Source organism: Azospirillum largimobile (assembly GCF_977007025.2).
This window is the reverse complement of sequence record NZ_CDRMUA020000001.1, coordinates 2,060,923-2,072,457: the sequence shown is the minus strand read 5'-3', so window position 1 is coordinate 2,072,457 and position 11,535 is coordinate 2,060,923. Positions and strand designations below refer to the sequence as shown.

13 protein-coding genes and 1 tRNA gene are annotated in these 11,535 nt (G+C 67.6%); 7 read left to right on the top strand and 7 right to left on the bottom strand.

The window, feature by feature from the left end; translation table 11 throughout:
* Together ACWPKK_RS09775 and ACWPKK_RS09770 are read left to right on the top strand one after the other, a co-directional pair.
* Complete coding sequence (locus tag ACWPKK_RS09775) at nt 1-1,155, top strand: divergent polysaccharide deacetylase family protein (protein ID WP_324868470.1); 1,155 nt, start codon at nt 1-3, stop codon at nt 1,153-1,155.
* A 121-nt stretch (nt 1,156-1,276) separates the two neighbouring features.
* Entirely contained in the window at nt 1,277-1,855 is a 579-nt protein-coding gene (locus ACWPKK_RS09770) for a hypothetical protein (protein ID WP_452003230.1), read from the top strand.
* Nucleotides 1,856-2,064: 209 nt separating this feature from the next.
* Here the strand turns inward: ACWPKK_RS09770 and ACWPKK_RS09765 are convergent, their stop codons facing one another.
* The 5 genes from ACWPKK_RS09765 to rplU all read right to left on the bottom strand — a co-directional run bounded on the left by ACWPKK_RS09765 (nt 2,065) and on the right by rplU (nt 5,970).
* Nucleotides 2,065-2,721, bottom strand: a complete 657-nt coding sequence (locus ACWPKK_RS09765) for an HAD family hydrolase (protein WP_452003228.1) — start codon at nt 2,719-2,721, stop codon at nt 2,065-2,067.
* A gap of 5 nt (nt 2,722-2,726) precedes the next feature.
* The gene (proB, locus tag ACWPKK_RS09760) at nt 2,727-3,866 is read right to left on the bottom strand and encodes a glutamate 5-kinase (protein ID WP_452003226.1); all 1,140 of its coding nucleotides are present in this window, start codon (nt 3,864-3,866) and stop codon (nt 2,727-2,729) included.
* The gene (gene obgE, locus ACWPKK_RS09755) at nt 3,856-5,163 is read right to left on the bottom strand and encodes a GTPase ObgE (protein WP_452003224.1); all 1,308 of its coding nucleotides are present in this window, start codon (nt 5,161-5,163) and stop codon (nt 3,856-3,858) included. Before obgE ends, proB begins: the two co-directional genes overlap by 11 nt.
* A 149-nt stretch (nt 5,164-5,312) precedes the next feature.
* On the bottom strand, nt 5,313-5,597 hold the full coding sequence (gene rpmA, locus ACWPKK_RS09750; RefSeq protein WP_149222246.1) for a 50S ribosomal protein L27: 285 nt from the start codon (nt 5,595-5,597) through the stop codon (nt 5,313-5,315).
* Nucleotides 5,598-5,652: 55 nt separating this feature from the next.
* Nucleotides 5,653-5,970, bottom strand: a complete 318-nt coding sequence (rplU, locus tag ACWPKK_RS09745; protein WP_012974890.1) for a 50S ribosomal protein L21 — start codon at nt 5,968-5,970, stop codon at nt 5,653-5,655.
* Nucleotides 5,971-6,178: 208 nt separating this feature from the next.
* Between rplU and ACWPKK_RS09740 the strand changes: the two genes are divergently transcribed.
* The 3 genes from ACWPKK_RS09740 (at nt 6,179) to ACWPKK_RS09730 (ending at nt 7,883) form a co-directional block, all read left to right on the top strand.
* A tRNA-Ser gene (locus ACWPKK_RS09740) sits at nt 6,179-6,268 on the top strand.
* Between the two features lie 188 nt (nt 6,269-6,456).
* Nucleotides 6,457-7,119, top strand: a complete 663-nt coding sequence (locus tag ACWPKK_RS09735) for a hypothetical protein (RefSeq protein WP_310112262.1) — start codon at nt 6,457-6,459, stop codon at nt 7,117-7,119.
* Nucleotides 7,120-7,349: 230 nt separating this feature from the next.
* Nucleotides 7,350-7,883: a PDC sensor domain-containing protein gene (locus ACWPKK_RS09730; protein ID WP_452003221.1), complete on the top strand. Its 534-nt coding sequence runs from the start codon at nt 7,350-7,352 to the stop codon at nt 7,881-7,883.
* Nucleotides 7,884-7,985: 102 nt separating this feature from the next.
* Here the strand turns inward: ACWPKK_RS09730 and ACWPKK_RS09725 are convergent, their stop codons facing one another.
* The gene (locus ACWPKK_RS09725; RefSeq protein WP_324868485.1) at nt 7,986-8,474 is read right to left on the bottom strand and encodes an Hsp20 family protein; all 489 of its coding nucleotides are present in this window, start codon (nt 8,472-8,474) and stop codon (nt 7,986-7,988) included.
* A gap of 278 nt (nt 8,475-8,752) precedes the next feature.
* On the opposite strand from ACWPKK_RS09725, the gene ACWPKK_RS09720 reads away from it, so the two are divergent.
* Nucleotides 8,753-9,175 (top strand): DUF1465 family protein, encoded by a 423-nt coding sequence (locus ACWPKK_RS09720; protein ID WP_452003219.1) that lies wholly within the window; start codon nt 8,753-8,755, stop codon nt 9,173-9,175.
* 91 nt (nt 9,176-9,266) lie between these two features.
* Here ACWPKK_RS09720 and rpmE read toward each other — a convergent pair whose 3' ends face one another.
* On the bottom strand, nt 9,267-9,491 hold the full coding sequence (gene rpmE, locus ACWPKK_RS09715; protein ID WP_012974887.1) for a 50S ribosomal protein L31: 225 nt from the start codon (nt 9,489-9,491) through the stop codon (nt 9,267-9,269).
* A gap of 209 nt (nt 9,492-9,700) precedes the next feature.
* On the opposite strand from rpmE, the gene ACWPKK_RS09710 reads away from it, so the two are divergent.
* Entirely contained in the window at nt 9,701-11,518 is a 1,818-nt protein-coding gene (locus ACWPKK_RS09710) for an ABC transporter transmembrane domain-containing protein (protein WP_452003216.1), read from the top strand.
* Nucleotides 11,519-11,535: the final 17 nt, after the last annotated feature.

Genomic DNA, 11,535 nt, shown 5'->3' with positions numbered 1-11,535 from the left:
GTGAAGGCTCCCGCTCTGCTCGGTCGTCTGCGGTTCGATGTCCGGGGCCTGCGCCCCGGGCTCGGCTGGCTGCGCCGCATCCGTGGCGGGGCGGGACCTCGCAAGCCGCTGTCCAAGCCGCTTCTGGGTGCCGTCGCCCTGGTGGCCGTCGCCTATGCCGGATTGGGCGGATGGCTCGCGTTGAACGCCGACGCGACTCGGGAGGCGTGGCAGGCGTCCATACCCTCGACCACGGTGGCGGTCGCTCCACTGCCGCCGCCGCCGAAGCCGGAGCCGAAGGTCGCTGCGCCGGCAGCGCCTTTGCCGACCGACGCCGCGCCGCTGCCCCTGCCCGGCGCCCCGGCGGCGGCGGTGACGCTGGTTCCGGCGCCGGTGCCGGGACTGGTGGAGGACAGCCGCAGCGGCCCGCTGCCGCGCATCGCCCAGGACGGGCGCAAGCCCTGGCAGGTCTATGCGCGGCCTTTCCCGGCGACCGACAAGCGTCCGCGTGTCGCCATCGTCATGTCGGACCTGGGCCTCAGCGGCGTCACCACCGGCAATGCATTGGCGAAGCTGTCGCCCGGCATCACGCTGGCCTTCCTGCCCTATGCCGAGCGGCTGGACGACTGGGTCGAGCGGGCCCGCACCAAGGGGCACGAGGTGATGCTGTCGGTGCCGATGGAGCCGCTGAACTATCCGCGGGACGATCCCGGCCCCAACGCGCTGCTGACCATGCTCGGCCCCGACCGCAATGTGGAGCGGCTGGAATGGTCGCTGGGCAAGGCAGTGGGCTATGTTGGCATCACCAGCACCACCGGCAGCAAGTTCACCGCCAACCCGGCGGCGATGCAGCCGGTGATCGACGCGCTGAAGGCCCGCGGCCTGCTTCTGGTCGATGCCCGTGCAAACCCGAAGAGCGTCGCCGGACCGCTCGCCAATCTGGCCGGCGTGCCGCGGGCGCTGGGCGACCGCATCATCGACCGCGACCTGTCGCGCGGCGCCATCGACGACCAGTTGCGCGAACTGGAGGAGCTTGCCAAGACCAACGGTGCCGCCGTCGGCTTCGCATCCCCCTATCCGACGACGATCGAGCGCCTCAATCTGTGGCTGACCGCATTGGCCGACCGCGGCATCGCACTGGCCCCGGTTTCGGCGGTCGTCAACATCCAGAAGTAGCGTCTGCGCGTATTTCGGCCGATGCGACAACGCGCATCGGGTGATCGCCCGTGTGCGGCTTGCTTCACTGCGTCCGTTGCGAGAATATCTCCGCCAGATTTCGAATAGATGGAGAGGGCGGATGTATCACCCCGAAGCGCTGGAACCCATCGTCGCCTTCCTGCGCGGCATCGGCATGCAGGTGGAGTACGGCGAGGGCGGGCTTGGTGGCTTCCTGCCCGGCGTGAACATCCATGCCGGGGCGATCCATGTCGATCCCGAGACCCTTAAGGGACCGGGCGACCTGCTGCACGAGGCCGGCCACATCATCGTCATGCCGCGCCATTTCTGGCCGCTGCTGAACCGCAACGTGCAGACGGACATCGACAACATCCTCGCCGACCAGACCGCGCGCGACGGCGTTGCCGACCCGGTCCTGACCCGGGCCGCCCGCCAGGGCGAGTTCATGTCGCAGGCCTGGTCCTATGCGGCGATCCAGCATATGGGCCTGCCGCAGGAATGCCTGTTCTTCCCCGGCTCCTATCAGTACCACGAGTATGAGGGGAAGCACCCGATGCAGGCCTGGATCGAGCAGGGGACCCATTTCGGCCTGATCAATCTGGCGCAGGCCGGCTTCACCGGCTATGCGGGGATGTTCGCCTATATGGGCGACAACGGACTGGCACCGTTCCCGCAAATGGCGAAGTGGACGTGGGACTGAGAGGTCGCTGAAAGGCGCCCCCCTCCCTAACCCTCCCCCGCTTCGCGGGAGAGGGGACTGCCGCCGTTCCTTTGCGATATTCCCGCAAGCGTCCTGCCCCCTCTCCCGCAAAGCTCTCGCACAACGCTTCGCTTTGTGCTGACGCGGCAGGCGGACCATAGGTCCGCTGAGAGCGGGGGAGGGTTGGGGTGGGGGAAAACCGCAGCCCCTCACCCGCAAAGCGCATCCCAGTCCAACGCCGCCGGATCCTCCACCAGATGGTCGACGGTGTCGAACACCACGGCGGGGTGCTGGGGCCAGGCGATGGTCAGCATGCCGGCGGCCTTGGCGCTGCGGGCGCCGGTGGGGCTGTCCTCGATCACCGCGCAGGCTTCCGGGGGAAGGCCCAGCATCTTCGCGGCCAGCAGGTAGGGCTCCGGATGGGGCTTGCCGTTGGCGACGTCCTCGCGGGCGATGCTGAAGCGGAAATGCGGGATCGACATGGCGCGCATGTTGGCGTCGACGATCATGCGCCCGCCGTTCGACACGCAAGCCTGCGCCAGCCCGCGGGCGGCGAAGGCCTCCACCAGGGCGAAGGCGCCCTCGCGCGGGCGGACCTGATGGACGCTGGCGACATATTGGGCGTTGATCTCGTCCGCCCAGGCGTGCAGGTCGATGGGGAAGGGGCGGCGGGCGTGCAGGGCGGCGTAAATCTCGCGAAAGGCGACGCCGTGCATCGACCGGCAATCCTCGTCGCTCAGCTCATGGCCGTAGCCGCGGCAGACCTCGACGGTGATCTGCTGGTGCCACGGCTCGCTGTCCATCAGCGTGCCGTCGATGTCCCACAGGATGGCGCGGATCGGGCTGCGGACGGTGGAATGGTCCATGCCGGTCACCGCACCACCAGATCGTCGCGGTGGATCATCTCGTCGCGCCCCTGATAGCCCAGGATCTCCGGGATCTCGGTGCTCTTGTGACGAAGGATCTTGCGGGCATCGTCGGCGCTGTAGGCGACCAGGCCGCGGGCGACCTCGCGCCCGTCCTGTGTGCGGACGATCACCACGTCGCCGCGGTCGAATTCGCCCTGCACGGCGGAGACGCCGGCCGGCAGCAGGCTGGCGCCGTGGGACAGGGCGCGCATGGCGCCGTCATCGACCACCAGCACGCCCGTGGCGTTCACATGGCCGGCGATCCAGGCCTTGCGCGCGCTGGTGGGTTCGGCCGAGGGCAGGAACCAGGTGCAGAGCGCGCCGCCATCCTCCGGCCGCTGCTCCAGCGCCGCCAGCGGGTTCATGCGCTTGCCCTTGGCGATGACCATGCGGCAGCCGGCCGACAGGGCGACGCGCGCCGCGGCGATCTTGGTCACCATGCCGCCGCTGCTGTAGCCGGGGGGCGGCTCGCCGGCCATGCCCTCGATCTCCGGCGTCAGTTCGCGCACGGTGGGGATGTGGCGGGCGTCCGGGTCCTTGCGCGGGTCGGCGGTGTAGAGGCCGTCGATGTCCGACAACAGCACCAGCGTGTCGGCGCTGACCATCTGCGCCACGCGGGCGGCCAACCGGTCGTTGTCGCCGAAGCGGATTTCGGCGGTGGCCACCGTGTCGTTCTCGTTGATGACGGGAACGGCGCCCAGCTTCAGCAGCGTGTCGATGGTGTTGCGGGCGTTCAGGTGACGCCGGCGCTCTTCCGTGTCCTCCAGCGTCACCAGGACCTGGGCGACGGTGACGTCATGGCGGGCCAGCGTTTCCTGATAGGCGTGGGCAAGGCGGATCTGGCCGGTGGCGGCGGCGGCCTGCTTCTCTTCCAGCTTCAGCGCCCGGCCGACGAGGCCCAGATGCTCCCGCCCGCAGGCCACGGCGCCGGAGGTGACGATCACCACCTCCTGTCCGCGCTTGCGGCAGGCGGCGACGTCGTCGGCCAGCGCGTCGAGCCAGTCCCGGCGGATTTGCCGGGTCTCCCCATCGACCAGAAGGGCCGAACCGATCTTCACGACCAGCCGGCGGGATTCGAGAAGGGTAGGGGCGTCAAGCGCCATGGCGGGAGGTTCCGTCCGTATCGTCGTCCGAGCCGTCCTCTTCGCCCTCCGGCTCGTCTCCGTCAAGGGCTTCGTCCGAGTCGCCGTCCAGCTCTTCGCCGTCCAGTTCCTCGCCCTCCTCAAGGCCGCCTTCTTGGAGGTCGTCCTCCTCGAAGTCCTCATCCTCAAGATCGTCGTCCTCGCCGCCGACCCATTCGCCGGTTTCATCGTCCCACTGCATCTCGCCGTCGTCGGGCAGCTTCTGGCCGACCGGCGGGCGCGGGATGGACCGGGTCGCGGGGGCGTGGATGACCTCGGGCTCTTCCGCCTTCGATTCCTTGATGACCGTCAGCAGCCGGTACAGCACCTGCTTCACGCCGTCGCCGGTGGCGCCGGACAGCACCATCACCTCGGCGCCAGAGGCTTCCTCCAGCGCCTTCTTCTTCTCCTCGATCTCCTCGTCCAGCAAGGCGTCGGACTTGTTCAGCCCGATCACCTCCGGCTTGACGGCGAGGTTCCCGCCATAGGCCTCCAGCTCGTTCCGGATCGTGCGGTAGGAGGCGACGACGTCGTCGGCCGTGCCGTCGATCAGGTGCAGCAGGATGCGCGAGCGTTCGACATGGCCGAGGAAGCGGTCGCCCAGCCCATGACCCTCGTGCGCGCCCTCGATCAGGCCGGGGATGTCGGCGATGACGAACTCTTCGTCACCGGCGCGGACGACGCCCAGGTTGGGAGCCAGAGTGGTGAAGGGATAGTCGGCGATCTTCGGCTTGGCCGCGGTGGTCGCCGCCAGGAAGGTCGACTTGCCGGCATTGGGCAGGCCAAGCAGGCCGGCATCGGCGATCAGCTTCAGCCGCAGCCAGACCCACTGCTCCTGCCCCGGCCAGCCGGGGTGGAACTTGCGCGGCGCCCGGTTGGTCGGCGTCTTGAAGTGCGCGTTGCCGTGCCCGCCGTCGCCGCCGCGCAGGAAGACGCGGCGCTGGCCGGCCTCTGTCAGGTCGCACAGCACGGTTTCCTGGTTCTCGTCCAGGATCTGGGTTCCGACCGGAACGCGCAGGACGACATCCTCGCCGCGCGCGCCGTTGCGGTTGCTGCCCATGCCGTGATGGCCGCGCTGCGCCTTGAAGTGCTGCTTGTAGCGGTAGTCGATCAGCGTGTTCAGGCCGTCCGCCGCCTCGATGATCACGTCCCCGCCCCGTCCGCCGTCGCCGCCGTCGGGACCGCCGAACTCGATGAACTTCTCGCGCCGGAACGCCACGGCGCCGGGACCGCCGTCACCGCTCTTCAGGAAGACCTTGGCTTGATCGAGAAACTTCATCGGAGAACCTTGCCCGTAAACGGAAGGGAAACCGGCAGCGGGACGGTACCGGACTCAAAACGAAAATCGGGGAGCCGGTCGCCCGGTCCCCCGATCTTATCCCACAAGCGTGCAGGCCTGCGACACAGGCCGCGCAACGACCTTAATGGTTACTCGGCAGCGACGGCCGGAACCTGGTCGTTGGCCGGAACGACGTTCACGAAAGTGCGGCCGTTCGAGCTGTGCTTGAAGTAAACCTGGCCGTCGGCCATCGCGAACAGGGTGTGGTCGCGGCCGAGACCGACGTTCTCGCCCGGGTGGAACTTCGTGCCACGCTGACGGACGATGATGTTGCCGGAGACGACGTTCTCGCCACCGAAACGCTTCACGCCGAGACGGCGACCGGCGGAGTCACGGCCGTTGCGGGACGAGCCGCCTGCCTTTTTGTGTGCCATGGGGTGTTGCTCCTAAACTGAAGATGCGCCTGAACGCCGGACCGGGAGACCCGGATCAGGCGGCGCCGTTGATGCCGGTGATGCGCAGGACGGTCAGGTCCTGGCGGTGGCCGTTCTTGCGGCGGTAGTTCTGGCGGCGCTTCTTCTTGAAGACGATGATCTTCGGGCCGCGATCCTGGGCGACGACCTCGGCGACGACCGAGGCGCCGGCCACGGTCGGGGTGCCGATGGTGGTGTTGCCTGCGTCGCCGACCATCAGCACGTCATCGAGCGTGATGGAGGCGCCAGCATCGGCCTCGAGCTTCTCAACACGGATCACGTCGCCATTGGCGACCTTGTACTGCTTGCCGCCGGTGCGGATCACTGCAAACATTGTCGTCACTGCCTATGTCAAAACAAACGGCGGGCTTCTCGCCCACCGTTCGATGCGCAAGCCCGTTCATGGGAGCGACGATCTATACTCAGGAGGGGCTCGGAGTCAACAGGGATGCGGCCCAAAAGCTTCGCATTTTTCTGCAAAAAAGGCTTGCGCGGCCGCAGGCGTTTATATAGGTTCCGCCCACCCCGCCAAACGGGGCAGCGGATGGGTGGCAGAGCGGTTGAATGCACCGCACTCGAAATGCGGCATACCCTCACGGGTATCGGGAGTTCGAATCTCCCCCCATCCGCCATTCTCTCTCTTCTGAGAGAGGGAAGATAGCGGAAAGCGCCAGCCGGACCGGCTAGGCGCTTTTTTCATGTCCGCGTTCCGGCTTCGTCCGGTCGAGCTTCCCCTTTTTCGCCGCGCGATCGCGATGGCCTTTCCCCCGGCTGGATTGTTGGTCATGTCAACGCCAGCGACCGGAAGGGTGCCGCCGCCATGAACACGCTCAGCCGCCATGATGGGTGCCTGCGCTTCTCCTATGTGGCCGAGGGCGGTCTGCGGGTGGAGGGTATGCATGATCCGGTGGAGCAGGTGCTGATTCTGACGGTGAAGGCCCCGCAGGGGCGGGTGATCCATATGGATGCGATCCCCTGCGACGACCCCCGCGTCATCCTGGCGGCGCTGCGCGAGTGGGGCGAACCGCCGGAGGAGGTGCGCGACGCGCTGCCCGCGTTGGGCGGCAACACGATCCTGCTGGAGACGCGACTCGGCGACTCGGTGCGTGCCTCGGTTCGGCGCCATGGCATGAGGGTGGAGGTCGTCTTCATCGATGCCGACGGCCGGCGGGTGGCGGAACTGAGGGCCGGCAGCCTCGAAGCGCTCGACGCCAAGGCAGGGGGGCTGCTGCGCCTGTCGCAGCGGACGCGTGCGGTGCTCAGCGCCTGGCTGTCGGCGGAACCGCTGTGGCTGGCGGCGTTCCTGTTGGGCGGTCCGTTCCTGGGGGCTCTGCTGATCGTCTTCGGGGCGCAGGTGTCGCCGGAGCAGGTGCTGGTCACCGCCTATGCCGGGGCCGCCGGATTGGTCGCCGCCTTCGAACTGCTGCGCGCCGGCTATGCCGAGTGGGTCCTGGCGCCGCCGGACAGCTTTCCGCGGCAATGACGCCCTGCCGGGTCTTACCGGTAGCCGAGCCGATATGCGGCATTTGATCCGTATCACGGATCTTCCGATTGACGGAAAAACAAGGCCCGGTGCTGTGGCGCCGGCACAGGGAGTCCGACCATCGCCACGCCCATGATCGGGCCAAACGACTGGGAGGACATCACATGACGCAGACTCGATACTGGATTGCCGGCTGTGCGATTTCCCTTCTGTGCGCAGGCACGCTCTCCATGGCATCCGCCGCGGACCCTGCCCTGGAAGGAACTGTGCGCAAGGCAGTCAGCCAGCAGGCCCAGCCCTGGCTGAGCGACCCGGCGGTGGTGGGGGCGGTCAAATCGCAGAACACCAAGAATGCCGGTATCGCCCAGGCGAAGATCGACGAGATGGACACCCAGTGGAAGGCGGCGGCCAAGGCTGGTGGTGCCAATCCAGCCTTCGATGAGGTCTCGTCGAATGCGGTGTCCAAGCAGCTGAAACAGGTCGTCGCCGGCAGCGGCGGCAAGATCGTCGAAATCCTACTGATGGACGATCACGGACTGAATGTCGCCCAGACCGCGGGAACCTCCGACCTCTGGCAGGGCGACGAGCCGAAATGGCAGAAGGTCTTCACCGGCAATGCCGATCTTTACATGACCGACCCGGAGAAGGACGCCAAGACCGGCGCCATGCTGACCGAAGCCAGCGTTCCGGTGATGGACCCTGCCGGAAAGCAGAAGATCGGCGTGGCGATGATCGTGCTGGACACCGCGAAGCTAAGCCAATAGACGCCGCGAAGACCCGCGGTTCGACAAAGGAAACGGCGCCCCGGACGGTCCGGGGCGCCGTTCTCATGTCCGCGTCATGCACGGACGGACCGCGTCGGTGCGTCAGGCCGCCTGCTGGGTCAGGGCGGGAGCCGGAGCGGGCGCTTCGACCTGCACCGTTTCGCTGCCGGCGGCGGTGACGATCGGAATGCTCCGCGGCTTCATCGCTTCGGGTACCTCGCGTGCCAACTCGATGTGCAGAAGGCCATTCTGAAGAGACGCGCTGGTCACCTTGATGAAGTCGGCGAGCTGAAAGCGGCGCTCGAACGCGCGGCCGGCGATACCCCGGTAGAGGAATTGGCCGGTCGGCTCGTCCTTCTTAGCTTTACCCGTGACGGTCAACGAGTTCTGGTGAGCGGTGATGTTGAGGTCGTCCAGGCCAAAGCCGGCAACGGCCATGGTGATCCGGTACGAATCCTCGCTCAGCTTTTCGATGTTGTAGGGCGGGTACGAGGCCGCCTCGTCACCGGTGGTCGCGGTCTCCAGCAGACGCGACAGGCGGTCGAAACCGACGGTGGAACGGAACAGCGGCGAAAGGTCGTAGCTGCGCATGACATATCCTCCGATAGAGCGATACGGCCGTCGAGGACCACGGCTTCGGTCGGTCCTCATAGGGCTGGGCCAAGGGCCCGGTTGATGGCGGACCCCTGATGGGCATCCGCCGGACGAGCGAGAGATAATCGACGCTCTGTCCTGTTCAAGAGGGCGGCCGCACAAACTCGGGTGAAACCCCGCTTGGGGTTGCCGGATACCGCCCAGTCACCAATTGTTAATCAGTTGCGGCAAGGCTCAAGCTAGGGCCGTAAGTCCGCCGGAGGGGGCCGACGACCATGACGCACACCTTCTTCTTCAACGGTCCCTATGACGAGACCATGGCCCTCTTGATCGAGGCGCGGAATTACATTGCCTACCACGACGCGGCCGAACACCGGAAGTTGCCGCCGCCGGTTCGTTTGCAGATCTCCTACGAATCGATGCGGGTGACCAGCCGCCTGACCCAGGTGATGGCCTGGCTGTTGGCGCAGAAGGCCGTGCATGCCGGCGAGATGTCGAAGGAGCAGGCGGCGAGCGAGGATTTCGCACTGTCCGGCGGCGAAATCTGTTCCGATCCCAGCGGTCCCGACAACGAGGATTTGCCGTCCGGCCTGCGCAGCCTGCTGGAGCGCAGCCACAGCCTGTACATGCGCGTCCATCGGCTCGACGCCATGGTCCGCGCCGACGTGGAGCGCGAGGCCGCGGCGGCGGTGGGGTGACGGTTTCCGCCAGATCATGCACAAACGAAAAGGGCGTCCGAACCGGTCGGACGCCCTTTTCGCATCGGCAGGATAGAAGCGCGAGAACCGCTTACTTCTTGAGGCCGAAGTTCGCGAAGCGCTTGTTGAACTTGGCGATCTGCCCGCCGGTGTCCAGCAGCTTCTGCACGCCGGTCCAGGCCGGGTGCGACTTCGGGTCGATGTCGAGGCGCAGCGTGTCGCCCGGCTTGCCCATGGTGGAGCGGGTCGTGAACGAGCTGCCGTCGGTCATGACCACGGTGATCTCGTGATAGTCGGGATGGATGTCAGTCTTCATGGCCGGGGTTCCTGCAAAGCGAGCGGCGTCTATACCAAAACACCTCAGCCGGCGCAACCCTGGAATCGCCGCTCATTCGAGGCATCCATGCCAGTATCCACGGGCGGTTTCCGGGCGGCTTCGCCCGTCGGTCGCCTTGTTGGGGCCTTTCAACCACGCTATATGGCAGCGATCCGCAGCAATACTCCCAACAGACAAGCGGGAACAGCGTGGCTCGCCAACCCTCCCCCGATCTGATCGCCGCCTCCACCCGCGGCGAGGCGGATGCCCGCCGCCGCGACCTTGGGCCGTTGCGGCGGCTGGTGCCGTTCCTGCTTCCCTACAAGCTGCGCATCCTGGGCGCGATGGTGGCGCTGACCGTGGCTGCCGGCACCGTGCTGGGGCTGGGGCAGGGGATGCGGGTACTGATCGACCAGGGCTTCGCCGGCGGCGACACCTCGCTGCTCGATCGGGCGCTGCTGGTGCTGCTTGGGGTGATCGCGCTGATGGCGGCCTCCACCTATGGGCGCTTCTACCTGGTCAGCTGGATCGGCGAGCGGGTGGTCGCCGACATTCGGCGCGCCGTCTACGACCATGTGCTGACCCTGTCGCCGGGCTTCTTCGAGACGACCAAGACCGGCGAGATCCTGTCGCGCCTGACCACCGACACCACGCTTTTGCAGGTGGTGGTCGGATCGTCCGCTTCCATCGCACTGCGCAACGCGCTGCTGTTCCTGGGCGGCACCGGCATGCTGCTGATCACCTCGCCCAAGCTGACCGGGCTGGTGGCCCTGGTGGTTCCGCTGGTGGTGGCGCCCATCGTGTTCTTCGGCCGCCGGGTGCGCAAGCTGTCGCGCGACAGCCAGGACCGCATCGCCGACGTCGGCTCCTTCGTGGAGGAGACGCTGGCGGCGATCCGCACGGTTCAGGCCTACACCCACGAAGCCATTGACCGTGCCCTGTTCGGCAAGCGGGTGGAGGAGGCGTTCGACGTCGCCATCCGCCGCGTGCGGGTGCGGGCGCTGATGACGGTGATCGTCATCGTTCTGGTGTTCGGCGCCGTCGGCATCATCCTGTGGATCGGCGGCCATGACGTGGTGGCCGGGCGGCTGACGCCGGGCGAGCTGTCGGCCTTCGTCATCTATTCCGTGGTCGTCGCCGGGTCGGTCGGCGCCATCAGCGAGGTGATCGGCGACCTGCAGCGCGCCGCCGGCGCGACCGAGCGTCTGTTCGGCCTGCTGGCCATCGAGTCGGAAATCCGCGCGCCGGCCGCGCCCAAGCCGCTGCCCACCCCGGCGGCGGGGGCGCTGTCCTTCGACGCCGTCCGCTTCCACTACCCGTCGCGCCCGGACTGGGCGGCGCTGGAGGGCTTCTCGCTGGACGTGAAGCCCGGCGAGCGGGTGGCGCTGGTCGGCCCGTCGGGAGCCGGCAAGTCGACGGTGTTCCAGCTTCTGCTGCGCTATTACGACCCGCAGGCCGGATCGGTGCGGCTCGACGGCGTCGAACTCCGCGACGCCGATCCGGTGGCTGTGCGGCGCCGCCTGGGCCTGGTCGCGCAGGACCCGGTGGTCTTCTCCGCCAATGCCTGGGAGAACATCCGCTACGGCCGCCCCGACGCGTCGGATGCCGAGGTGCGCGCCGCCGCCGAGGCCGCCCATGCGCTGGACTTCCTCGACGCGCTGCCCGAGGGGCTCGGCACCTTTTTGGGCGAGAAGGGCGTGCGGCTGTCGGGCGGCCAGCGCCAGCGCCTCGCGATCGCCCGCGCCATCCTGCGCGACCCGCCGGTGCTGCTGCTGGACGAGGCGACCAGCGCGCTCGACGCCGAGAGCGAGCGGATGGTGCAGGACGCGCTCGACCGGCTGATGCACAGCCGCACGACTCTGATCGTCGCCCACCGGCTGGCGACGGTGCTGAACGCCGACCGCATCGTGGTGATGGACAAGGGCCGCGTGGTGGAGACCGGCACCCATGCCGAACTGGTGGCGCAGGGCGGTCTCTACGCAAGGCTGGCTGCTTTGCAGTTCGACCGGGCGGATGGGGTGGCGTAGGGGCGTCGACGCCTCCA

Bases quoted from the DNA above. Each gene is read 5' to 3' on its own strand.
- ACWPKK_RS09770 (WP_452003230.1), top strand. From the start codon at position 1,277: ATGTATCACCCCGAAGCGCTGGAACCCATCGTCGCCTTCCTGCGCGGC.
- ACWPKK_RS09765 (WP_452003228.1), bottom strand. From the start codon at position 2,721: ATGGACCATTCCACCGTCCGCAGCCCGATCCGCGCCATCCTGTGGGAC.
- proB (WP_452003226.1), bottom strand. From the start codon at position 3,866: ATGGCGCTTGACGCCCCTACCCTTCTCGAATCCCGCCGGCTGGTCGTG.
- obgE (WP_452003224.1), bottom strand. From the start codon at position 5,163: ATGAAGTTTCTCGATCAAGCCAAGGTCTTCCTGAAGAGCGGTGACGGC.
- rpmA (WP_149222246.1), bottom strand. From the start codon at position 5,597: ATGGCACACAAAAAGGCAGGCGGCTCGTCCCGCAACGGCCGTGACTCC.
- rplU (WP_012974890.1), bottom strand. From the start codon at position 5,970: ATGTTTGCAGTGATCCGCACCGGCGGCAAGCAGTACAAGGTCGCCAAT.
- ACWPKK_RS09735 (WP_310112262.1), top strand. From the start codon at position 6,457: ATGAACACGCTCAGCCGCCATGATGGGTGCCTGCGCTTCTCCTATGTG.
- ACWPKK_RS09730 (WP_452003221.1), top strand. From the start codon at position 7,350: ATGGCATCCGCCGCGGACCCTGCCCTGGAAGGAACTGTGCGCAAGGCA.
- ACWPKK_RS09725 (WP_324868485.1), bottom strand. From the start codon at position 8,474: ATGCGCAGCTACGACCTTTCGCCGCTGTTCCGTTCCACCGTCGGTTTC.
- ACWPKK_RS09720 (WP_452003219.1), top strand. From the start codon at position 8,753: ATGACGCACACCTTCTTCTTCAACGGTCCCTATGACGAGACCATGGCC.
- rpmE (WP_012974887.1), bottom strand. From the start codon at position 9,491: ATGAAGACTGACATCCATCCCGACTATCACGAGATCACCGTGGTCATG.